This is a genomic window from Anabaena sp. AL09, from assembly GCF_001672255.1.
In the GTDB taxonomy this organism is placed as follows: Bacteria; Cyanobacteriota; Cyanobacteriia; order Cyanobacteriales; family Nostocaceae; genus Dolichospermum; species Dolichospermum lemmermannii.
This window is the reverse complement of record NZ_LJOQ01000033.1, coordinates 16,092-37,169: the sequence shown is the minus strand read 5'-3', so window position 1 is coordinate 37,169 and position 21,078 is coordinate 16,092. Positions and strand designations below refer to the sequence as shown.

Sequence of the window (21,078 nt, the reverse complement as noted above, 5' to 3'; positions counted from 1 at the left end):
TGCTTCGCCCGTACAGTTGTCACATTTGGAAGATAAATTATCCGTCATTGCCAAAAATAGTTCTCCAAATGCTTCGCCCGTACAGTTGTCAGTGGTAATTAGATAATTTTCTTTCTCCTGATTCTTGATAGCGAAGCGTGGCGTTAGCCATACTCCTGACTCCTGACTCCTGAACTGCTACTTTATTTACAATCCTGCAAACCATTCATAACCCAAATCCTGCCAATAACCTTTAACAGTTGATAACTCACTGGTGAGGGTAACTCGTGTCACCCATTTACTTTGTTTATAGCCAAGTTTAATGGGTGAAGCTAACCGCAAAGGCGCACCATTTTCCACAGGCAAAGCTGCACCATTTTTTTGATAAGCTAATAGGGTTTGTGGGTGTAAAGCTGAAGCTATATCCCAACTTTCATAATAACCATCTGCTGATTTAAAATAGGCATATTTAACCGAGGATTTAGGTTGAGAAAGGGCGATAATTTCCCGCAAACGAATGCCATTGAGCAGGTTTGTACATTCCTATGCCTGTAAATATTGCCAGTAATAAAATAGGAATGATTGCTGTATAAATAATTCGATGCCAAGCATAATTTAAACGTTGGTGATTTTGACTTTTTTGTAATGCCTTGATATCTTTTTCGCTAACAAATCTATTTTTCCAGCGTTGGGTAACGAAAATATAAATTCCATAGCAGAAAAGATTCAGAGAAAATAGCCACATGGCTGCAAAATGCCAATGTCTACCTCCAGCCAACCAACCACCTAAAGTAAACAGGGGGAAAATATAGAATCCACCACGGCCGCCAAAAACAGGATTAGCATTATAAATTTGCAATCCACTGGTGATCATAATAAATAAGCTGATGAAATTACAATAGTGGAAAATTTTTGCCCCTATTGCTTGGGTGGGTGATTTACGTGGTGTTTCCGGAGAATTCATAGATAGAATAGGAAAAATTTAATTACGTTATCAGTATTTTGGGGATAATTGACTGAGAGGATGTTTGAAAAGTGGTATTCCGTAATTTTCATCACATTGCTAAATCCAGTTCCCTCCCCTTTACAAGGGGAGGGTTAGGGTGGGGTAAAAAATATTTGATACATCAACCATAACTTTTCAAACACCCTCTGAGTGAGAATGTTTGTTAACCCTAGAAAGTTGAAATATTCTCAATTTTCGATTCTAGATGATTACGTATTTTACATTGTAATAGTCCCATCACATTACCTCTCTTGCAACTAAGTTTTTACGATTACTCCAAAAACATAGTTAAATTAGAAAAGAAGAGGTAAAAGATCAACTATATTCTTTCCTCTGTCCCCTGTCCCTCCTGCCAATTCCTAGCACGTTTGGAAAATTAACTGGCAATTTTTAGTTTTTGGGATAGAAAACAACGAACTACTAACAACTGTATTTTAAGATGCTGGCTCTTTTTACAAATTTCCGAGATGAATTCGCCTCTGGTGCATCAAAAGCACTCGCCAATTGGTGGTCAGAGTTCACCCTTCAGACCAAACTCCTAGCCGTCGCCACCCTCATGGTTTCCTTGGTCATGAGTGGTTTGACCTTCTGGGCTGTAAACACAATTCAGCAAGATGCACGTCTCAATGATACCCGCTTTGGTCGTGATTTAGGATTACTCCTGGCCGCAAATGTAGCCCCCCTAATTGCTGATCACAATTTAACTGAAGTTGCCCAATTTTCTCAACGTTTTTTCAGTGCCACTTCTAGCGTGCGTTATATGTTATACGCTGATGAAACTGGGCAAATGTTTTTTGGTCTTCCTTTTTGGGAACCAGAGGTAGAAAACTCCCTCACTATTAAGCGCTATATCCAACTACCAGAAGATTATTCTGACAATCAAGATCAACCAATGGTTAGGCAGCATAACACCCCCGATGGTGCAGTTACAGATGTATTTGTGCCTTTAATACTAGATAAAAAATACTTAGGTGTATTAGCAGTTGGTATTAACCCTAACCAAATCGCAGTCATATCCACTAATTTCACCCGTGATGTTACCATTGCCGTTTTTATCACAATTTGGGTCATGGTGATTTTAGCAGGAGTAATTAATGCTTTAACTATTACTAAACCTATTAAAGAATTGCTAGTAGGTGTTAAACAAATTGCGGCTGGAAATTTTAAACAGCGCATAGATATCCCCCTCGGTGGTGAACTAGGAGAACTAATTTTCAGCTTTAATGAAATGGCAGAACGGCTAGAACGTTATGAAGAACAAAATATTGAGGAATTAACCGCCGAAAAAGCTAAATTAGAAACCTTAGTTTCCACTATTGCTGATGGTGCAGTTTTGATTGATAATAATATGCAAGTAATATTAGTTAATCCCACTGCTAAACGGATTTTTAATTGGGAAAGTGTGGATGTTGTTGGTAGTAATATACTCCATCACTTACCCCATACTGTCCAAATGGAAATATCCCGGACTTTATATGAAATGGCAGCAGGTGAATGTGAAAGTGCTGAATTTCGTATCCTCCTAAAACAACCTACTCAACGCACAATTCGCATTGTTTTAACCACAGTTCTTAACCTCCAACGGGAAAGTATTAAAGGTATCGCTATCACTGTCCAAGACATTAGCCGGGAGGTGGAACTGAATGAAGCTAAAAGCCAATTTATCAGCAATATTTCCCATGAATTAAGGACTCCTTTATTTAACATCAAAACCTATATTGAAACTTTACATGATTATGGCGAAGATTTAGGTATTGATGAACGCAAGGAATTTTTGCAAACAGTTAATAATGAAACTGATAGACTCACCCGCTTGGTTAATGATGTTTTAGATTTATCAAAACTTGAATCTGGTCGGAATTACACTTTTGATAAAGTAGATTTACCACAAGCAATAGAACAGACATTACGGACTTATCAGCTTAATGCTAAAGATAAAGGTATTGAACTGTGCCAGGAACTGACTCCTGATTTACCTTTTGTTCTAGGAAATTATGACTTGTTACTGCAAGTTTTTGGGAATTTAATTGGTAATTCTCTTAAATTCAGTCTAGCTGGTGGTAAGGTAGTTATCCGTGCTTATCAACTAGATGCCAATTCTCATTCTCAGCATCATTCTGGTAACGTGAGAATTGAAATTAGTGATACAGGAATTGGTATCGCACCAGAAGATCAACAGGCAATTTTTGACCGATTCTTTCGTGTAGAAAATAGAGTTCATACTCTAGAAGGAACAGGTTTAGGTTTATCAATTGTCAGAAACATTATGGACAGACATCATAGTCAAGTTAATTTGGTGAGTGAAGTTGGTATCGGTACTACTTTTTGGTTTGATTTAGAAATATTTGCGGAAGAGATTTCATCAACTGGGGAAATTATGCCAGAAAACTTAGAAGTAAACAAAGTTTAAGGGCAGTTTTCGTGATTCTGTTATATCAAGAGTTGAACAAGGTTATTAATAAACAAACTAATAACAAAGTTAGTATTAATAACAAAGTTTGATGGCGTTTTATCCAATTATTAACCCTTGTCCTCAAGTTATAATTAGAATTTTGCTTTTGCAGTTCTAATTTACTTTCTTCTATATTTTGATAGAGAGTACAATCTTGAGCATAGGGATATTGAGGAAAGTTACAGGTATGATCAAAATGATAGCTACAACTGTCGCATAGATGATCATTTCCTTGAGCGCGGTGCAAAGGAATACCAGGATGTCCATAAGCTTTCAGCAATAGCCGACACTGAGGACAAGTAATTGCTTGACTATCAATAATTTGATGACAACGAGGACAAGATATAGTAGCCAAAACAGAAAAAGGATAGGTAATTAAACATCTTAATTTTATCTATTATCTGCACTAATATCAATAATTCATCCGTATTTATCTGCGGTTATCTGCGTTTATCTGCGGTCAATAATTCTTGAAATCTGATTTTGCAAAGAAATTGGGAATATAAGATTTTGTTGTCACTTCAAGACGTATACTTAAATAATGACGGCGTAATTGGAGTTGATAAAGTAATGCCTAAAAAAAATCTTTCTAACTTAATACAAGAAGAAACCACAAAATTTACACCCCTACAAGGTGAACCTGTAATTGAAATTTCGGCTGAAGCAGTATTAGAAACCCAAGTACAAACGGATAATAATCAGTTAGAACTAGAAGCCAATATTAAAGAATTGCAAGAAGCAATTTCTACATTAAAACAAAAAGAATCTACTTTAATCAAGCAAATTAGTGATTTACAAACAGCTTTTTCAGAAAAAGAAGCATTGGTAGAACGTTTGACAAATGAACTTTACGAAACAAAACAAACCGCTTTACAACTAGCAGATTCCAACTCTCAGTTGCTAGAAGAAATCAAGGTTTTAAACCAACCTAGTCAACAACCTCATCCACAACTTAGTCAACAAGCTAGTCAAATTTCCAAATCCATTCAATACAAAAAATCTCATAGGTCAATAGAACGACTTCAAGAAAAACCCAATCAAGACAGTGAGGATTTTTCCAAAAATACTTGGTTGTATGATTGAAGTTAAGAATTTAGATCCCCGACTTCTTCAAGAAGTCGGGGATCTTGTTGCTAAAACTCTAATATATGTTCAGCGACAATTTGTGATTGTTCCAAGTGAGGAATATGACCACAATCTTTAATCCAAATTAGCTGACTTTGGGGAATTGCTTTAGCAAACTTGGGAGCGTCCCCAATTCCCAAAATTTTATCACTATCGCCCCACAAAATTAAAGTTGGTTGCTCAATTTTGGCCAGTTGGGGAAATTTAAAAGCACCATAACCGCCACTTTTGGTAAAGGCAATTAAGGCTTGAGTCCAATTAGGCATTTGTAAGTGTAATTCTCCACAGCACAAAGCATCCTCGGAGATCAGATTGGGGTTTTTATATGCAGTTCGACAAATGCTCTTCCGCACTTTGGGATTTCGCAAAAATTCCGTCGCCCAATAATCCAAAGGTGGAAATATATATTTACTTAACGGGGAATTACCTTTCAAACCCGCACTATCTATTAATACCAGTTGTTTTACCGCCTCTGGGTAAGTGAGGGTAAAATCTATAGCCGCAGCCCCACCCATTGACGCACCCACCAAAATCACAGGTTGGTTAATCAGGGTTTGCCAAAATGAGTAAAGATGGTTTTTAATCGTGACCGAACTGTAAGCAATCCCCGGTAATCTATCTGTAAAGCCAAATCCCAATAAATCTACAGCCCAAACTGCATTTTTTTCAGCTAGTAAAGGCAAAAGTCGGCGGTATTCCAGCACCGAACTATCAAAACCATGAATTAATAAAATCGGTGTACCACCATGACCTTGTTGGACATAAGTGGTATTAATGGGTTCATTGGCGGCATGAGTAATAATCGCCTGACTTTGGATATTTTGAGCCAAAGCGATGGATGTTGGTTCTGTGAGTTGCCCAACTGCGGCAGGAAGAAAACTTGGAAACATAAATTCCAGTTTACATCAGTGCGGATCACCTTAGCTAATACCCAGTCACCAATTAAAAAAGAAAATTTCCGCAAAAATTAAAATAGGGACACAATCCACGTAAAATAGGAATCAATTATCCCGATAGTAGGAGATTTAAGCCATGCCAATGGCAGTTGGCGCAATTGAAACATTAGGTTTTCCTGCGGTTTTAGCATCAGCAGACGCAATGGTCAAAGCTGCTAGTGTCACGATTGTTTATTACGGTATCGCGGAAAGTGGTCGCATGATAGTTGCTGTCAGAGGCCACGTTGCGGAAGTGCAAACAGCCGTAGCCGCTGGAATTGTTGCTGGTGAAGAAGTTTATGGCGGTGAGGTTATTACCCACTACATTATTCCCAACCCCCCGGAAAATGTGGAAACCATCTTACCTATCCACTTCACCTCCAAATCTGAACCTTTCCGTATTTTCTAAGTAAGTTCGCTATGAAAAATTGAAGCATTTCTTCATAAAAATTAACTTGTAGCAACCGATAACTTTATATTCAAAACAGGAGATTAAAAATGTCATCACAGGCAGTTGGATCATTAGAAACTAAGGGTTTTCCCGCCGTTCTCGCAGCAGCAGACGCAATGGTAAAAGCCGGTCGAGTTACCCTCGTTGGTTATATCAGAGTTGGTAGCGCTCGCTTTACCGTCAATATTCGTGGTGATGTTTCCGAAGTTAAAGCCGCTATGGCAGCCGGTGTGGATGCTGTAGAAAAAGTTCATGGTGGTACTCTCGAATCCTGGGTAATTATTGCCCGTCCCCATGAAAACGTAGAAGCTGTATTGCCAATTGCTTATACAGCAGACGTTCAACAGTATCGAGAATCTGTGGAAAATCCCATTATCGGTGCTGCTAGGATCTAATTTCATCTATTAGGTGCGTAATGGGTAATAGGTAATAAACCCCTATTCCCTCTTTCCCTAAATAGCAACTTGCATCAATAGTCCACAATATTATTATGTTCATAATCCCATAACGTCTGAATCTTTACATCAAATCCATTAATTCATCCGTCTTAATCTGCGTTTATCTGCGGTTAATTATTCTTGAAATATTATTCAATGTAGGTTCATCTTAATTTGATATTACGGTCTATGGAACGAATCAATTAGGAGTTATTACCTGCTACTAAATCGCTAAATCTAATTTCAAGGAGCGCAATGTTGCTATGACACAAAATGGGGTAAATTTAGCTCAATATTGGCAACAGCGACTAATTACAGAATGTCCAGAACAAAGTCAGGCTACTAGACAAAGTATTCTTAATTGGCTTTTGGGAGTGGATTTAGCACGGTTTGATCTACTTAACCCCAAAGAACTAGAAATTGCTAAACAAGCAATGGAATATCGGTGGCGAATTCTGCACAAACGCTATTTAGGTATGAGCAGAGAAAAGGCTTATCGTCAACTCATTAGCCGCTTGAGTAGTGTAGTGGCGGTAAGAAACAAAATTCAGATGTGGATATCTCTCAGCCGCGATCGCCAACGAAGCGCTATTGATGTGCTGCAAGAAGTCCTCCAAGAACTGATGCAAAGTGACTCATATATCCAACAACAAATGACTCATATTACCGCATTAACAACGGACAAAAGATTGCGGGATACGTTACTATTTGCCAGCATGGAAGAATATTGTTTACGTCCAGTTCGGAATCAACCAATATTAATGTACCGCTTTGTTAACTACCTGCGAAAAATCCAGAGAGGAGGCTTAACACAAGTACCTACTAGCGAATTAGTGAAACTTGTTTCTGAGGAAATTCTCACAGAAAATAACGACAATCCGATTAGCTTAGTTGATAATCAAGCGATCGCTCAATATCAAGAAACCCAACACTTAGAAGAACAACAAGCTAACCGTCAACTTGTACAGCAAGAATTTGAACAATACTTATTAGAAAATATTGGACAACAAGCAGTAGATTGGTTGCGCTTATATCTGCAAGGCAAATCCCAAAAAGAAATTGCCAAACAACTCAACAAACCCAGTAAAGAAGTATATCGGCTGCGAGAAAAACTCAGTTATCATGCCGTGCGAGTCTTTGCCATTAAAGGCCAACCAGAACTAATTGATCACTGGTTGTCTATTTCCCTAGAAGAACATAATTTAGGGCTAACAGAAACCCAATGGCAACAACTTCCAGAAAAAATCACTCCCATAGGACAACAAATCCTCAACCTCCGCAAAGCAGGTAACTCCATAGAAGTCATAGCCCAAGAACTACAACTGAAAACCCATCAAGTTCTAGGTGAATGGACAAAAGTTTATCTTGCAGCCCAAACCCTGAGAATTCAAAATTAGCATAAATTGAGAAAATGCCAGATTCACATAAATATAGCCTCAAATCTGGTAAATATGTCATAAGTTAAAAAGAGTGTCAAAGACAAAAATGAATTGCACAGATTTCTCACCAAGCGCAAGATATATTAGACTTAGGATGTCCAGTGGTATTAAGTACCTTCGCCTTACAGGCAGTATATCCCTAAGCCAAAATTACTGGTTTAGACTTATCTCCTTACCTTCTAGCTGTAGCTAACTATCGGACTAAACAACGTCGTCTTGCCCAAATCAAATGGGTACATGATCAAGCTGAATCTACGGACATGAATCCTAAATCGGAAAATTACAAAAAAATGCCAACTTATATTTTGACGTTGCTTAAAAGTACCGAACCTTATTTAGATGAATATTTTAGTTTGGACATTGAACAAGCCCTAATTGGGGCAGGTTTCCAATCTCCTACTATTACTAGCAATAGTCCTCGTTACCGTACTATCATTGCTCAGGTGAGTGGCTAATTTATATGTAGTGCTGTGGGCAGTTATCCCCCCCCTGCTGTTTTTGTGGTTTTACTACCGCAGAACTCCTGCTGCCCCACCGTGGTTAAATTTATTGATTTTGTTTATTATTGGCGCTATCTCTGGTTTTGCTGCTCTGGGCTTGGAATGGGCTATGGAAAATGTAGCTAACCGGGTTTTAGACTGGCAACAGATCCAGCGTCATTTTTCTGGTGTCGTTTTTCGGCAAATATTAGCGATCGCTCCCATTGAAGAAGGTTGTAAATTAGTAGCAGTTATTCTGCCCATTTGCTATTTACAACGTCAGTATCATCTCCGAGCTACTACAGTTTTTTTATTTACCATAGCCGTAGCTTTAGGTTTCACAGCGGAAGAAACCTGGATTTATTTATCTCATGGCACATCTTCAATTCTAGACCGCATTATTGGTACTCCAGTTCATGGGATGTTTTCTGCTCCTTGGGGGTACGCTTTAGGGATATATATTTCTGCTAGGAGAAGGTTGAATCGAGATCGGGATTTAATTTTTATCGCTTGGTTAAATTCTGTTTTCTTTCATGCTTTAGTCAATATTTTATCTATTTCTGTGAAGTTTTCGCAGCCCACAAATTTACTCATTTATGGGTTATTTCCTTTACTATTATGGCTGTTTTGGCGGTGGGAACAACTACTGCGAAAACTCCAGAGAAAACATCCTTTAGTGTTAATTTCTGGACATACATCCTCAGCCCGCACTTGGCAAAGGGGTTTAGTATTATTAATCCTATCACTAGGCGGAAATTCTCTATTTGGATTATTGATTCTAGCCCGAAAAATTAGTCTTTTGCGGTGGGAACTTTGGTTTGATCCGAAAATTTTCTGGTTTATAGTTCAAGAACTATTATTCAATTTTGGGTTAGGACTTTTAGCTTGGTTAATTTATCGCTATTTACGCAGTTTAGCCGGTCGTCGGCATTTGTTTAACCGATAATTAGCATTATGAAAACAACGGAGAATAAAACAATGACCATTATCACAATAGATGATGAATTAATTAATGAAATTATCGCAGTCAGTCACTATGAAAATGCACAGGAAGCAGTCATCAACATATTATCCAACTACTTGCAGCAACAAAAAAAAGAACTGCCTTTATTTGAGCGCTTACGTTTTATAGATGAGGAATTTGCCGAAGATGATATCGCCTCATTGTTTGAACGTGATCAAGACACAGGCAGAAATTTTGAACTATGATCTATCTAATTGATACCTGTGTAATGTCTGAGTTTGTTACTAATTATCAAAAAAATACCTTTTAAGTATAGAATGTATTTTTACCAACTAAGAAATGATCTAATTGCCCAGCTTTGAGTTCCTATGCTGTACAATATAGTTGTACAACTTCTAAAAAAAGAGAATGTTAAGCAAAGAAACTACTTACTCTCAAGCAAGGTTAAATTTAGCAACTATTTTAGATCAGGTGTGTGACCAACGGGAAATTATAGTAATTAAACGTCGTAATCAGAAAAATGTGGCGTTAATTGCCGAAGATGAACTTTCCAGTTTATTAGAGTGTGTTTATTTATTAAGATCACCTGAAAACGCTCAACGTTTATTTCGGTCTTTAGAATGGACTCAAACAACAATAGAAACTCCTCAAACATTGGCTGAATTAAAAGAGGAGTTAGGAATATAGATCCCCGACTTCTCCAAGAAGTCGGGGATCTGGATGTGTTTAAACTATTGCCAATACGGGTTGACTTACTGCTGTATTAACAGATATTGATTCAGAATCAGCCGCATAGATTTCGCAAGCGTTATTGGGACTTTCCACCAGTTTAACTTTGTAAAGAGTTGCACCCAATTCTTGAATAGGCGATCGCAAAGTATTACTAATATAAAGAGCAATATTTTCCGCAGTCGGCACAACTTGATTAAAGAAAGCAACATCCTTATTTAAGAAAGTATGATCAAATGGCTCAATCACGTAATCTGTAATTATCTGATTTAAAGCCCCCAAATCAATCACCATACCCGTAGAGGAATCAATTTCCCCTTTTATAGTTACTTCCAATTGATAATTATGTCCATGTCCATTTACACGAGCGCATTTACCATAAATTTCCGTGTTTTTTGCCAAACTCAAATCAGGGTGTGCCAATCTATGAGCAGAGCTAAAATGAGTGCTAATACTCAGATAGCCTGACCTATCTTTACCCGGATAATCTGCCCAAAGTTGATGACTTTCAAACAGTTTAATGTTGGCTAGTTTCACTCCCAATTCATCAATGGGTGATTCTAAAAGACCATGAATGTAACGGGAAATATTCTCTGTAGTGGGGACAATATCGGCAAAATAAGGAATATCTTCATTCACACAAGAGTGATCAAATATTCTCACCACATAATCTTCCACCACTCGATTTAAAGCAGCTACATCCACAATCATGCCAGTACGGGAGTCTATTTCCCCTTCCACAGTCACCTCTAGATGATAATTATGACCGTGAGTCTGAGTACATCTACCATATTTATCAACACTGAGGTTAGGCGCTAGACGGTGAGCAGCGCTAAAATGAGTCCTGATAGTCAAATTAGCTTTTTCTCCCTCTCCCTGATAATCAGCCCAAAGTTGAGGATGTTCAAATAACTGGACGCGCACCAAAGGTAAATGGGGTGCTAAACGTTCCCAAATCACTCGCGCCATATTTTCCGTAGTGGGGAGAGTTTGTTGAAATTCTGTCCACACATCATTCAGATAGGAAAAATCTAGTTGACTGGTAACTTCCTCTTTGATGACGTGCTTGACATCAGACAGGTTCAGCACCATACCATACTCATCTAATTCCCCAATCATGGAAATGAACAAGACATAGTTGTGTCCGTGTCCGGGAAATTTTGAGTAAGCACCAAATTTTTCTAAATTCTCAATTTGACTCAGTTCTGGGAACCAATACCGACCAACTGCTGAAAACTGATCGCGGCGATTAACAATACATTGCATGATTATACGAGGAAGAGAACTTAATATTTCTTAAACTTTCACTATTTACAGCATAAACCAATTTGTTACTTAGGGTTTGCTGAAAAAGTGGCAAAAGGCAAAATCAGGACTTCTTAGTTCTTCAATCAAGATGCAATTATAAGTTTTTATTATTTTTATCAGACAAGTTATAAGTTTTAATAATCAAAAATAAGAAAAAAGATGTTCTTTTCCAAAATTGGCATAAAAAACCCGAAAAAATCCGCTTTTTGGGAGGCTCTACCTCCCATGATATTTTATATTAAGGGATAGGCACAGATCGCAATAACCGTTCAACTATAGTTTTGGCATTTCTTCCCCCTCTAGGAATCAGACGATGACAAAGAACGTGCGGTGCGAGAAACTTGACATCATCGGGAAGAGCATATTCTCTACCTAAGATAAAAGCCAAGGCTTGGGAAGCTTTTTGTAACGCCACAGTACCACGAGGACTCACACCAAGAGTGATTTCTTCATCCTGTCTAGTAGTTCGCACCAATTCCAAAATGTATTGTTGCAAAGATGCTTCTACCTTGACTTGGGAACAAGCTTGGCGTAATGCTTGGACTTCTTCTAAAGTAATACAAGGCTGTAAATCAGCAACTTTTAAACCTGCTTGCAGATTTTGCAGCATTTGCAGTTCTTCAGATTCCGAAGGATAACCCAAACTCAAAGACAGCATAAACCGGTCCATTTGGGCTTCTGGGAGGGGAAACGTCCCTTGATACTCAATAGGGTTTTGGGTAGCAATTACAAAGAATGGCTGGGGAACTAGACGAGAAACACCATCAACTGTTACCTGATGTTCTTCCATTACTTCCAGTAAAGCGGACTGGGTACGGGGTGTAGCCCGGTTAATTTCGTCCGCTAGGAGGACGTTAGCAAATACAGGACCTTGTAGAAATGTAAATTCCCCACTTTTAGGATTCCAAATATTTGTGCCGGTGATATCTGTGGGGAGTAAGTCAGGGGTACATTGTAACCGCTGAAACTTACCATCTACAGAACGGGCTAGAGACTTGGCTAAAAGGGTTTTCCCGACACCGGGGACATCTTCTAATAAAGCATGACCACCACCAAGTAAAGCTACTATCACTAAGCGGATGGCTTCATGTTTACCAACGATGGTACGAGCCAAATTTTGTGTTAAAGCGTCAATTTTTTCTCTCATGCAGTACCTGGGGGGGAAATGGAGAAGGCTTACTTCTGAGTTTTGACTAAAAACTTGTTTAATAGTTTAGCCTTTTGTACAGTATTCCCACGTAACACTCCTAATCCAGCATTAACAACTAAAAATTTCTTGAGCTGCTGTACAATCAAGTTGAATTTGGTTTTTCAGTGCTTCTAAGGAGGTAAATTCCTGTTCGGGACGCAAAAATTTTACTAACTGTACCAGCAAATTTTTACCATACAAATCACCAGACCAATTTAAACAATGTACTTCTACGCTAGTATCTATACCATGAACTGTGGGACGATTGCCAATATTCATGACTCCAAAATGTTGAGTGGGAGAGTTGTCTGGAGTTTCGTTATCAATAATAACCTCCACAGCATAAACACCATGACGAGGTAAGAATTTATCTTTTGGTAGTTGAATATTGGCGGTAGGAAAGCCGATAGTTCTCCCTAATTTTTGACCTGTTACTACTATACCTGTAAGGCTGTAAGGTCTTCCCAAAAGACGATTTGCTTTTTGAATATCACCGACTTCCAAACTTTCCCGGATTAATGAGGTACTAATGCGAGTATCATCTGCTGCGGAAAAGTTTTCCATATCAGTTTTTATAGGAACTATGGTCACGGGTATATTATATTTTGCTGCGAGTATTTGTAAGTCTTGAGCAGTACCCATGCGCTTTTTGCCAAAACAAAAGTCTTGTCCAACGCTAATCTGTTGACATTGTAGTTGTTGAACCAGGATTTTATCTACAAATTCTTCAGGGGAAAGGGCAGATAGTTCTCTATCAAAAGGTAATAATACCAATTGTTCCACCCCAAGCGATCGCAATTGTGCAACTTTTTCATCCAGTGGTGTTAACAAATCACGGGGAAGTCCTGTAAAAAACTCCTGGGGATGGGGATCAAATGTGACAACGGTTGAGTACGGGCGAACTGAATTCTCCTCACCCCGTGCTGACTGCAATACTGGCTGAATCACTCTTTGATGACCAAGATGAACACCATCAAATTTGCCAAGAGCAACAGCAGTTGGTGTCAGCAGTTCTTCTGTTGCAGAAGCAACCCATACAGAACACCCATTTTGAGACAAATTTAACACTTGGATTTTGGGATTTTAGGTTTGTTTTCGCTATCAGCGGTTAGCTACTGTTGAACCTTTGGTTCAGCCATTTATAACGATGTTGACGCTCTCGCGCTGTTAGATATCTAATCACCAATCTAATCTAAAATCGAGAAATCAGGTGATTAAATTGGTTTTTGACTGGGTATACCAACCGCACGGGGAAAACTAATTGGTGTGTTTGCTACTTTTCGTAAATAAAGACAATGACGAATACTATTACTCAAGGGAGTAGAAAATTCTTCAATTAGTTCAATTACCCCACCTAATTGGGTAACAGCAATTTCTAAACTTTCATTTTCGGCTTGAGTCCAAGTACCGCGATAAATTACCGCTAAACCGCCTTTTTTTACTAAAGGTAAAGAATATTCAGCACAAGCAGAAACATTACCCACAGCCCTAATTACAGCTAGATCATACTGTTGTCTGTGTTGAATTTGCTGACCAATTTCTTCGGCTCTCCCCAATAAAGTTTTGGCATTATTCAGAGCAAGTGCTGATAAAATTGTCTCAATAAAACTAATTTTCTTGCCTGTAGAATCTAAAAGCGTAACTTGAGAATTAGGAAAAACTAGAGAAATTGGGATACCAGGAAAACCTGCACCCGTACCAATATCAATTATCCGCTTACCCTTTTCAATACCGGGAATAAATACTTGTTTAGGTGCAATTCCTCGCAAAGAATCCCAAAGATGTTTTTCCCAAAATTCTTCAGGTTCAGTAATGCGAGTTAAGTTAAGTTGACAATTTCCTGCCAAGATTAATTGATAAAGCTGTTGAAATTGGTTTTCTTCCCAATTTGTTGGTTGCCAATTCAGAGTTTTTTGCCATATTTCCCCCATTTCTGGCAAACTAGTTATAGGTAAAGATTCTAAATTCATTGGTTAAAATTAATTTTTTTAAGTTATTTTGGCGTTACTGATTAAGGGTATGAATTTTAGTCTCACGCCAAGGCGCAATCACGCAAAGGAAAGAGTTTTAAAGGTTCAATTTGGGAATTTCATACCTAATTTTATGTGAAGCTACATAACATCATCAAATCCATGAATTCATCCCTCCTTATCTGTGTTCATCTGCGTTCATCTGCGTTCAATTACTCTGAAGATTAATTTAGAATTAAGCAGATTTTACCTCTTCTCCCTGACTTCTGACTCCTGATGTTAAGACCCCATGATCTAAAGTCCAACAATAATCAGCTATTGGTAACATATCACCAGCGTCGTGTGTTACAACTAACAATGTCCAATCTTTTTTGAGTTTGGCTAATAAATTCACCAATTGGCGACGCATTGACCAATCTAAACCCGCTGTAGGTTCATCTAATAATAATAAATTTGGTTGACGAATTAACTGCACCGCTAAAGCTAACCGTCGCTGTTGTCCACCACTTAAAGCATGAGGTGACGCAGATAAAGATAAATGATCTAATCCAACTTCTGTTAATGCTTGTTTAACCCTGTCTGCTCCCAATTCAGGATGTCCTAAGCGCAGTTCTTCTAAAATTGTCCCCCCGCAAAAATGTCTTTCTGGAAATTGAAATACTAAACCGGCTAATTGTTGTAGTTCTTCGGCTATGAGTCCCTGTTCTCTCCAGAAAACTCCACCAGCAGTGGGATCAGCCAATCCAGATAAAATTTCTAATAAGGTGCTTTTACCCGAACCGCTAGGACCAATAATTAAACCCAGTTTCTGGGGTGGTAGTTTTAAATTTATAGCTTGAAGAATTGCTTTTGGGCAGGCTGTGGGGTGATAAGTTAGATTTCTGAGATAGAGCATTTGTGAAGATTACCAAGTTATGAAAAATTTTGATGGAAATAGACGTAATTTATATTCACTATTTTTGCATTTTAGGTAATAGACACAACAATTTCAACTGTAATTATTCTGAGGGTTATCATGTTTAAACAGGTTTTAATGCCTCAATTTAGGATATTTTGGCGATTTACTCCATTTTTAAAGGTGACTGTAACTACTTCCATCCTTTTAAATATTTTAGTAAATCCATCCTTTGCGGGTGATCCATTTCGCTCTCGTGAACCTCATAAAATTGGCGATCGCACGGAAGCTGTTTTTAATGCTATTTTTCAGCAAGGAAATTACCCAGCAGCCAAAGATGCTTTACAAAAAGCCGTCTCTAGCGAACCCAATGAACCTTTAATTTACGCCCTTCAGGCTTCTTTAGCATATCAAAATCAAGATCAGAATAGTTTAGCAAAATACAGCCGAAAAACCCTGGAAACTGGACAAAATCTCATCGCTAGTGACCCATTACGTGGTAATTTATACACCGCGGTTGGTCATTTTTTAGAGGGGGCGGTAATTTTAAAGCGGGAAGGAACTGTAAATGGTGCGCCCCTCGCTTTTAGTCGGTTGCGGAAAGTCTATACATATCTTGACAGAGCCGAAGAGATTTCTGCTAGTGATCCAGAGTTAAACTTAATTCGCGGCTATATGGATTTAATGTTAGCTGTGAATTTACCTTTTACTAGTCCAGATGATGCAATTAACCGATTGGAAAAAAATGCAGCACCTGGTTATTTAGTAGATAGAGGTATTGCTTTAGCATATCGAGATTTAAAACAACATTCCCAGGCTTTAGATTATGTCAACCGCGCCTTAAAAACAACTGCTGACAACCCAGAAATTTACTATCTCAAAGCCCAAATTCTCCATGAAAAAGGAAAAAAAGAAAAAAGTCAGGATTTAATCAAGGAAGCAATAACTCATTTTGATAAAGCATTAGCCAAAAAATCTCAACTTCCTGCTAACTTAGTTAAACAAATTGAATATGAACGCAATCAGGCTGTCAGTGGTCAGTAGTCAGTGGTCAGTTGTTACAAAATTCTAGTTTTACCCATTATCAATTACCTGTTACAAAAATGGAAATTCAATTCCGCGAGTTTAATCCTTTTGATACTTGGATTTGGTTGAAGTTTAGCAATGTTCCCTCCCAACGGGAAAAACAATATGTAGAAGAAGTATTCAATTCCTGGTTTTATCTAGGTAAATTGGGAGGATTTAATGCGGAAAATCTGCAAATCCAAGATACAGGACTTGATATCAGCTACATGGACTATGATGCAAGAGGCTATGATAAAAGTCTAATGGCTTTGATGCACAACATGGGTGAATTTGAATATGAAGGAGAATGGGGACGTTGTTGGTTTGATTTAGGTACAAGTGATGCGATCGCCTTAGACATTCTGATCAACGCCCTCACCCAACTAACTGAAGAATACGTCACAATTGAAGAACTATACATTGGTGGTGAAAATCCAGATTGGCCTACAGAAGATAGCGAAAGTCGTCCCTCTTCAATTTACGATAATTAATTGTCATCATGAATAAAGAAGGTCAAATTCGGGTAATTGTTTTAGCCCTAATTCGAGATGGTAATCGAATATTTGTTTCTGAAGGATTCGATCCTAAAAAACAATCAATATTCTACCGGGCTTTAGGTGGTGGCGTAGAATTTGGCGAAACTAGCCGCATAGCCTTAGCTAGAGAATTTCAAGAAGAAATTCAAGCCGAATTAACAAATATTCGCTATCTAAGTTGTATTGAGAACTTATTTACTTTTGACGGTAGACAAGGACATGAAATCATTCAACTTTATGAATGCGACTTTGCTGATTCCCAGTTTTATCAAATTGAAAGTTTAACTTTTGCGGAAACACCAGAACGTCAACATCGCGCATTGTGGATAGATATTTCTCGATTCAAATCTGGTGAATTAAGATTAGTTCCCGAAGTCTTTTTTGATTATTTGTAATCCTAGATCCCCGACTTCTTTGTTATATCTTGTTAAGAGGGTGTTTGAAAAGTTATGGTTGATGTATCAAATATTTTTTGATTTTTATTGTTTCCCCCCTTTACAAGGGGAAAGGGGGGTAGCAATGTGATGAAAATTACGGAATACCACTTTTCAAACATCCTCTAATAAATAATCAATTAAGTTGAGAAGTCGGGGATCTGATTGCTATAGTAAAAATAAAGGTAAATACAGGAAGTTAATTATGACTCTACAATTAGCAAAACCACGCCTTAATACTTTTCGTCTCAATATTTCTCAATACCATCAAATGAGCGAAGCCGGTATTTTTTCAGAAAATGATAAAGTAGAACTAATTAATGGAGAAATTATAGAAATGTCACCAATTGGTAGAAGACACACAGCTTGTGTAAATCGTTTAAATTCAGTTTTTTCGCAATTACTGGGTAAAAAAGTCATAGTTGCTGTACAAAATCCGATTATCTTAAATAACCTATCTGAACCTGAACCAGATATCGCATTACTACAACCCCGTGCAGATTTTTATGAATCTGGACACCCTCAACCCCAGGATATATTTCTCTTAATTGAAGTTGCAGATAGCAGTCTGGAATATGATAGAGACGTGAAAATTCCTCTCTATGCTAGTAGTGGTATTACTGAAGTTTGGTTAGTTGATATTTATGAACAAGTGATTATTGTTTATCGCTACCCTAGCGAAAATGGTTATAGCGACATTCAAAAACTAAGTCGAGGAGAAAAAATGTCAATTCAAGCATTCTCCGAAATTAATTTAGTTGTAGATGATATTTTGGGATCAATAGTTTCATAGCCAACCTCTAAATAACATCCAATTCACATCTTCAGATATTGGTTATTGAGATTGCAAAAATATTAATCAAAGCAATAATGTTTTTTTACGTCGCTGGTAATTTCCCATTTACAAGACATCCCAGCGGGAAAAGTTACTAAATCACCTTTACTCATTTGTACTGCTTGTCCTCCATCAGGAGTGACAATAACATTACCTGCTAAAAAGTAGCAAATTTCTTGATCATCGTAAGTCCAGGAAAATTGGGATATTTCCTTTTCCCAAATTGGCCAGTTGAATACATCTAACTCGTTGAGATGTTGAAGATTTGGTTGATGTACGACTTTAATTTCCATGAGTTTTATTTAACAATAAGATTGGATGTCTTCTCCACACTTATCTACTAAATAACATAATGCGCGAAAACGCAAGCCGACAAACTGATCATACAGTGGGTTTAGTTTGCACATAGGTGGAATGTGAGCAATTGTTCTTCCAAAAACCACGATATCACGCTCGAAGGGACATTGGGCAGGAATTACTTTAGCAATTAATCTGGCAACTCGACGATTATCAATTTCGATTTCGTCTAGACGTTGACGGATTTTTTGCAAGAAATCAAACTTATTTTTAACTGAATGGTTTTCTTCGATAGGGTTGATAAAACTAGAGAGAATCATCGGTTCACTATTTGTTTTTAGCATTATTGTAAATCCTATGTAGATGAGATTGATAGAAACTGGACAATGTGGCAATTTACACTACAAATTATCTTGGCAATTTGGACTGAACTTGAAGAACGGTAAAGTAGTTGAACTAATTTTTATTAAAACTGGCTTTGTGTTGAATAACTGTTCAGTTGAATACAAAATAACAAAGAAAATATAAAAATGGTATAGTCTTAGCTTATGGATTCCTGATATTGAATATAGTAATTTTATATATAAAATTACTATGGGAATTGCCAAAAACACTGATGTATATAGCTTTCTCCTCCAGCTAGACTGCATAACCATTAGGAAACGATGACATTAATTTTAGGTGATAGAAGATCAATAAAAAAGCTATGCAAGTTACTTTATCGCAGGGAATAAGGAACAGGTAATTTTCTTCTGACTCGGTGACTCCTGACTCGTAGTCCCTGCGTCCCTACCTCCTGCTAACGCTGGCAATTTTGCAAAATATAACTACACAACTCGCAAAAACCATCTCCTTCGGCTGCTGTAGTTATATATGTAGGTTGATGCTGTAACTGATTTGTATACTCCTGGATATTTGCCACACCTACGGATATAGGAAAATAACGCTGGTTAAATAAACTTTCATCATTGGGACTGTCACCAACAGTGATAACCTGTTCTGGCAAGTATGTGGGAAAATATTGATCTAAGACTTTTAATAAACCAGCAGCTTTATTTTGTCCTTGGGGTTTAATATGGCACTGAATATTGCTGTAAGTAAATCCCCAACCCATCTGTTTACAAAGATCACTTATATTTTTTAGTTGATCAGTCGTTAGTGAGGTAAGATCAAATGTCCAGTCTGTGACTCGAAATAAATTATCAGCAGATGCTCGGATTTGCGGAAAATAAGTTTGTAAGTTCACAAAGGTTCTAGCTAAATCTTGACGATGGTTAGCCAAATCAGGAATATGCGTGAGTGTAACTGGATCAGAATTACCTGATGGATAAAATAAACCACCATTTTCGGCAATTGCACCGACAATGGGCATTAAACTACTAATAGCACTTACCCACCCAGCCGAACGTCCAGTCACAATCAAGACCGGAATTTTGGCTGCTGATAGACTCTCTAAAGTATTTAGCAGTTGAGATGTAAATCTGCCATCTTTAGTTAGTGTCCCATCCATATCTGTTGCTAATAGGCAAATATGATATGAATGCGTAGATGTTATATCAGACAATGGCTGTATATTGATAAAATGCTGATCCAAGTGACTAATAGGTTTGTACATATGACATGATCAAGACAATCTAAAAAATACTTATACCACAGCCAACTACTAAATAAGATTTGGGTATTCTAAACATCAGGAGTTAAAAGGTTCAAATTGTGAATTATGGTTAGTACAATTTTTCTGGCTCAATCGTCTAGATTGAAAACAACAAAAACGAATACAGAAGTTTCTAGCAATGAATTCCCAGCTATACCATTGCTATTGTGTGCTAGTGGAGGACTGGTTTTAGCTCTGGTTGCTGTAATTATTTATGGCAAAATTTTAGTGCAAAAGGGGGAGAAAAAACTAACTTTTGAAAAATTCCGCACACGAGAATTAGAGAAAAAGCTGAAGTTAGCTTTAGAAACTATTCGCAAAATGGAAACTAATCCAGATTTAGTTCACTCACGGGACTTTAACTTAGATTATCTGCGAATGCGGATGTCAGAGGAGGTATTCTATTTTGCCCTAGTTAATCAAATTAAAATTAAGGTTAAAGATAAGATATCTCAAGTCCTACGTCCTGCTCAAACTAACCAAGGATCTATAGGAATTGCTAGTAATACTGGTAAGGAAATAGATGAAACTTTCGATATTGAGTATGAAACTGGTGTAGCACCCAACATTGTGAAACGGGTGCTGTTTAGAGCGCAAATTCGATTAATGAAGTTGCCAACTCAAGCTACTTCTTCTACAATTAGTCAAATTATGAATTGTATAGAAACATACCTTAGACCCAAGGAAGATGATGATACCTGGCAACCGACTATTCAAGGTAGGATTGTTTATATGCACTGGGATCAAAAGGCTAAACCTACCGCGTTGCTGATACTAGAACAATCAAATGAAGGCGTGAATGTGACATTTAGAACTAGCCGTCAAACCCCTCTGACAAAAAACAGTACGACAGCAAATTCACATCATGCAGACGCTATTCAGAAATAATCACAACTTGA

The 21,078-nt window shown here is 37.7% G+C and carries 23 protein-coding genes and 4 pseudogenes; 14 read left to right on the top strand and 13 right to left on the bottom strand.

Annotation, left to right across the window (positions count from 1 at the left end; translation table 11 throughout):
* Nucleotides 1–186: 186 nt before the first annotated feature.
* Nucleotides 187–501: pseudogene (locus AN490_RS05540) on the bottom strand (molybdopterin-dependent oxidoreductase); the annotation flags it as partial.
* A pseudogene (locus AN490_RS05535) lies at nucleotides 500–943 on the bottom strand (cytochrome b/b6 domain-containing protein); the annotation flags it as partial. The pseudogenes AN490_RS05540 and AN490_RS05535, both read right to left, overlap by 2 nt.
* Before the next feature lie 481 nt (nucleotides 944–1,424).
* Between AN490_RS05535 and nblS the strand changes: the two are divergent.
* Nucleotides 1,425–3,395: a two-component system sensor histidine kinase NblS gene (gene nblS, locus AN490_RS05530; RefSeq protein ID WP_300000745.1), complete on the top strand. Its 1,971-nt coding sequence runs from the start codon at nucleotides 1,425–1,427 to the stop codon at nucleotides 3,393–3,395.
* A 25-nt stretch (nucleotides 3,396–3,420) separates the two neighbouring features.
* On the opposite strand, the gene AN490_RS05525 is transcribed toward nblS, so the two are convergent.
* On the bottom strand, nucleotides 3,421–3,792 hold the full coding sequence (locus AN490_RS05525) for a zinc ribbon domain-containing protein (RefSeq protein ID WP_300000743.1): 372 nt from the start codon (nucleotides 3,790–3,792) through the stop codon (nucleotides 3,421–3,423).
* 215 nt (nucleotides 3,793–4,007) lie between these two features.
* Here AN490_RS05525 and AN490_RS05520 point away from each other — a divergent pair, with 215 nt between their 5' ends.
* Nucleotides 4,008–4,520 (top strand): hypothetical protein, encoded by a 513-nt coding sequence (locus AN490_RS05520; protein WP_300000741.1) that lies wholly within the window; start codon nucleotides 4,008–4,010, stop codon nucleotides 4,518–4,520.
* Nucleotides 4,521–4,570: 50 nt separating this feature from the next.
* Here AN490_RS05520 and AN490_RS05515 read toward each other — a convergent pair whose 3' ends face one another.
* Nucleotides 4,571–5,452 carry an alpha/beta hydrolase gene (locus AN490_RS05515; RefSeq protein WP_300000739.1) on the bottom strand — a complete coding sequence of 294 codons (882 nt, stop codon included), beginning with the start codon at nucleotides 5,450–5,452 and terminating at the stop codon, nucleotides 4,571–4,573.
* Nucleotides 5,453–5,594: 142 nt separating this feature from the next.
* Here AN490_RS05515 and AN490_RS05510 point away from each other — a divergent pair, with 142 nt between their 5' ends.
* The 7 genes and pseudogenes from AN490_RS05510 to AN490_RS05480 all read left to right on the top strand — a co-directional run bounded on the left by AN490_RS05510 (nucleotide 5,595) and on the right by AN490_RS05480 (nucleotide 9,954).
* Nucleotides 5,595–5,906 carry a carbon dioxide-concentrating mechanism protein CcmK gene (locus tag AN490_RS05510; RefSeq protein WP_148760822.1) on the top strand — a complete coding sequence of 104 codons (312 nt, stop codon included), beginning with the start codon at nucleotides 5,595–5,597 and terminating at the stop codon, nucleotides 5,904–5,906.
* Nucleotides 5,907–5,995: 89 nt separating this feature from the next.
* Nucleotides 5,996–6,343, top strand: coding sequence for a carbon dioxide-concentrating mechanism protein CcmK (locus AN490_RS05505; protein ID WP_015083688.1), 348 nt, complete (start codon nucleotides 5,996–5,998; stop codon nucleotides 6,341–6,343).
* Between the two features lie 305 nt (nucleotides 6,344–6,648).
* Nucleotides 6,649–7,782 (top strand): HetZ-related protein 2, encoded by a 1,134-nt coding sequence (locus AN490_RS05500; protein WP_300000735.1) that lies wholly within the window; start codon nucleotides 6,649–6,651, stop codon nucleotides 7,780–7,782.
* A gap of 101 nt (nucleotides 7,783–7,883) precedes the next feature.
* Nucleotides 7,884–8,279, top strand: a pseudogene (locus AN490_RS05495) (class I SAM-dependent methyltransferase); the annotation flags it as partial.
* Nucleotides 8,272–9,249, top strand: coding sequence for a PrsW family glutamic-type intramembrane protease (locus tag AN490_RS05490; RefSeq protein WP_300000733.1), 978 nt, complete (start codon nucleotides 8,272–8,274; stop codon nucleotides 9,247–9,249). The pseudogene AN490_RS05495 and the gene AN490_RS05490, both read left to right, overlap by 8 nt.
* 32 nt (nucleotides 9,250–9,281) lie before the next feature.
* Nucleotides 9,282–9,512 carry a type II toxin-antitoxin system VapB family antitoxin gene (locus AN490_RS05485; RefSeq protein ID WP_300000731.1) on the top strand — a complete coding sequence of 77 codons (231 nt, stop codon included), beginning with the start codon at nucleotides 9,282–9,284 and terminating at the stop codon, nucleotides 9,510–9,512.
* A 163-nt stretch (nucleotides 9,513–9,675) separates the two neighbouring features.
* Nucleotides 9,676–9,954 carry a type II toxin-antitoxin system Phd/YefM family antitoxin gene (locus AN490_RS05480; protein WP_300000730.1) on the top strand — a complete coding sequence of 93 codons (279 nt, stop codon included), beginning with the start codon at nucleotides 9,676–9,678 and terminating at the stop codon, nucleotides 9,952–9,954.
* Between the two features lie 39 nt (nucleotides 9,955–9,993).
* Here the strand turns inward: AN490_RS05480 and AN490_RS05475 are convergent, their stop codons facing one another.
* From AN490_RS05475 to AN490_RS05455, 6 genes and pseudogenes are all read right to left on the bottom strand, one after another.
* Nucleotides 9,994–10,851, bottom strand: coding sequence for a 6-carboxytetrahydropterin synthase (locus AN490_RS05475; RefSeq protein WP_366925021.1), 858 nt, complete (start codon nucleotides 10,849–10,851; stop codon nucleotides 9,994–9,996).
* A gap of 27 nt (nucleotides 10,852–10,878) precedes the next feature.
* Nucleotides 10,879–11,262 (bottom strand): annotated as a pseudogene (locus AN490_RS22915) (6-carboxytetrahydropterin synthase); the annotation flags it as partial.
* A 280-nt stretch (nucleotides 11,263–11,542) separates the two neighbouring features.
* Nucleotides 11,543–12,451 (bottom strand): MoxR family ATPase, encoded by a 909-nt coding sequence (locus tag AN490_RS05470; protein WP_300000727.1) that lies wholly within the window; start codon nucleotides 12,449–12,451, stop codon nucleotides 11,543–11,545.
* 111 nt (nucleotides 12,452–12,562) lie between these two features.
* On the bottom strand, nucleotides 12,563–13,561 hold the full coding sequence (locus AN490_RS05465) for a bifunctional riboflavin kinase/FAD synthetase (RefSeq protein WP_300000725.1): 999 nt from the start codon (nucleotides 13,559–13,561) through the stop codon (nucleotides 12,563–12,565).
* 146 nt (nucleotides 13,562–13,707) lie between these two features.
* Nucleotides 13,708–14,442: a 16S rRNA (guanine(527)-N(7))-methyltransferase RsmG gene (rsmG, locus tag AN490_RS05460; protein ID WP_213720252.1), complete on the bottom strand. Its 735-nt coding sequence runs from the start codon at nucleotides 14,440–14,442 to the stop codon at nucleotides 13,708–13,710.
* Between the two features lie 256 nt (nucleotides 14,443–14,698).
* On the bottom strand, nucleotides 14,699–15,358 hold the full coding sequence (locus AN490_RS05455) for an ABC transporter ATP-binding protein (protein ID WP_300000723.1): 660 nt from the start codon (nucleotides 15,356–15,358) through the stop codon (nucleotides 14,699–14,701).
* A gap of 120 nt (nucleotides 15,359–15,478) precedes the next feature.
* Between AN490_RS05455 and AN490_RS05450 the strand changes: the two genes are divergently transcribed.
* The 4 genes from AN490_RS05450 (at nucleotide 15,479) to AN490_RS05435 (ending at nucleotide 18,186) form a co-directional block, all read left to right on the top strand.
* Nucleotides 15,479–16,402: a Sll0314/Alr1548 family TPR repeat-containing protein gene (locus AN490_RS05450; protein ID WP_300000721.1), complete on the top strand. Its 924-nt coding sequence runs from the start codon at nucleotides 15,479–15,481 to the stop codon at nucleotides 16,400–16,402.
* A gap of 59 nt (nucleotides 16,403–16,461) precedes the next feature.
* On the top strand, nucleotides 16,462–16,914 hold the full coding sequence (locus AN490_RS05445; protein ID WP_300000754.1) for a DUF3531 family protein: 453 nt from the start codon (nucleotides 16,462–16,464) through the stop codon (nucleotides 16,912–16,914).
* A gap of 8 nt (nucleotides 16,915–16,922) precedes the next feature.
* On the top strand, nucleotides 16,923–17,354 hold the full coding sequence (locus AN490_RS05440) for an NUDIX domain-containing protein (RefSeq protein ID WP_015083700.1): 432 nt from the start codon (nucleotides 16,923–16,925) through the stop codon (nucleotides 17,352–17,354).
* A gap of 244 nt (nucleotides 17,355–17,598) precedes the next feature.
* Entirely contained in the window at nucleotides 17,599–18,186 is a 588-nt protein-coding gene (locus tag AN490_RS05435; protein ID WP_300000718.1) for a Uma2 family endonuclease, read from the top strand.
* Nucleotides 18,187–18,248: 62 nt separating this feature from the next.
* On the opposite strand, the gene AN490_RS05430 is transcribed toward AN490_RS05435, so the two are convergent.
* The 3 genes from AN490_RS05430 to AN490_RS05420 all read right to left on the bottom strand — a co-directional run bounded on the left by AN490_RS05430 (nucleotide 18,249) and on the right by AN490_RS05420 (nucleotide 20,140).
* Nucleotides 18,249–18,521, bottom strand: coding sequence for a cupin domain-containing protein (locus tag AN490_RS05430; protein WP_300000716.1), 273 nt, complete (start codon nucleotides 18,519–18,521; stop codon nucleotides 18,249–18,251).
* Nucleotides 18,522–18,530: 9 nt separating this feature from the next.
* Nucleotides 18,531–18,869 (bottom strand): Mo-dependent nitrogenase C-terminal domain-containing protein, encoded by a 339-nt coding sequence (locus AN490_RS05425; protein WP_300000714.1) that lies wholly within the window; start codon nucleotides 18,867–18,869, stop codon nucleotides 18,531–18,533.
* 455 nt (nucleotides 18,870–19,324) lie between these two features.
* Complete coding sequence (locus AN490_RS05420; protein WP_300000712.1) at nucleotides 19,325–20,140, bottom strand: HAD family hydrolase; 816 nt, start codon at nucleotides 20,138–20,140, stop codon at nucleotides 19,325–19,327.
* 105 nt (nucleotides 20,141–20,245) lie between these two features.
* On the opposite strand from AN490_RS05420, the gene AN490_RS05415 reads away from it, so the two are divergent.
* Nucleotides 20,246–21,067 carry a hypothetical protein gene (locus AN490_RS05415; protein ID WP_300000710.1) on the top strand — a complete coding sequence of 274 codons (822 nt, stop codon included), beginning with the start codon at nucleotides 20,246–20,248 and terminating at the stop codon, nucleotides 21,065–21,067.
* The last annotated feature ends 11 nt before the right edge of the window (nucleotides 21,068–21,078 follow it).

What these genes read in the sequence shown, in the direction of transcription:
- AN490_RS05450 (WP_300000721.1), top strand. Translation starts at nt 15,479, where the DNA reads ATGTTTAAACAGGTTTTAATGCCTCAATTTAGGATATTTTGGCGATTT.
- AN490_RS05420 (WP_300000712.1), bottom strand. Translation starts at nt 20,140, where the DNA reads ATGTACAAACCTATTAGTCACTTGGATCAGCATTTTATCAATATACAG.
- nblS (WP_300000745.1), top strand. Translation starts at nt 1,425, where the DNA reads ATGCTGGCTCTTTTTACAAATTTCCGAGATGAATTCGCCTCTGGTGCA.
- AN490_RS05435 (WP_300000718.1), top strand. Translation starts at nt 17,599, where the DNA reads ATGACTCTACAATTAGCAAAACCACGCCTTAATACTTTTCGTCTCAAT.
- AN490_RS05455 (WP_300000723.1), bottom strand. Translation starts at nt 15,358, where the DNA reads ATGCTCTATCTCAGAAATCTAACTTATCACCCCACAGCCTGCCCAAAA.
- AN490_RS05510 (WP_148760822.1), top strand. Translation starts at nt 5,595, where the DNA reads ATGCCAATGGCAGTTGGCGCAATTGAAACATTAGGTTTTCCTGCGGTT.
- AN490_RS05445 (WP_300000754.1), top strand. Translation starts at nt 16,462, where the DNA reads ATGGAAATTCAATTCCGCGAGTTTAATCCTTTTGATACTTGGATTTGG.
- AN490_RS05520 (WP_300000741.1), top strand. Translation starts at nt 4,008, where the DNA reads ATGCCTAAAAAAAATCTTTCTAACTTAATACAAGAAGAAACCACAAAA.
- AN490_RS05480 (WP_300000730.1), top strand. Translation starts at nt 9,676, where the DNA reads ATGTTAAGCAAAGAAACTACTTACTCTCAAGCAAGGTTAAATTTAGCA.
- AN490_RS05425 (WP_300000714.1), bottom strand. Translation starts at nt 18,869, where the DNA reads ATGCTAAAAACAAATAGTGAACCGATGATTCTCTCTAGTTTTATCAAC.
- AN490_RS05470 (WP_300000727.1), bottom strand. Translation starts at nt 12,451, where the DNA reads ATGAGAGAAAAAATTGACGCTTTAACACAAAATTTGGCTCGTACCATC.
- AN490_RS05485 (WP_300000731.1), top strand. Translation starts at nt 9,282, where the DNA reads ATGACCATTATCACAATAGATGATGAATTAATTAATGAAATTATCGCA.
- AN490_RS05515 (WP_300000739.1), bottom strand. Translation starts at nt 5,452, where the DNA reads ATGTTTCCAAGTTTTCTTCCTGCCGCAGTTGGGCAACTCACAGAACCA.
- AN490_RS05415 (WP_300000710.1), top strand. Translation starts at nt 20,246, where the DNA reads ATGGTTAGTACAATTTTTCTGGCTCAATCGTCTAGATTGAAAACAACA.
- AN490_RS05430 (WP_300000716.1), bottom strand. Translation starts at nt 18,521, where the DNA reads ATGGAAATTAAAGTCGTACATCAACCAAATCTTCAACATCTCAACGAG.
- AN490_RS05500 (WP_300000735.1), top strand. Translation starts at nt 6,649, where the DNA reads ATGACACAAAATGGGGTAAATTTAGCTCAATATTGGCAACAGCGACTA.
- AN490_RS05440 (WP_015083700.1), top strand. Translation starts at nt 16,923, where the DNA reads ATGAATAAAGAAGGTCAAATTCGGGTAATTGTTTTAGCCCTAATTCGA.
- AN490_RS05505 (WP_015083688.1), top strand. Translation starts at nt 5,996, where the DNA reads ATGTCATCACAGGCAGTTGGATCATTAGAAACTAAGGGTTTTCCCGCC.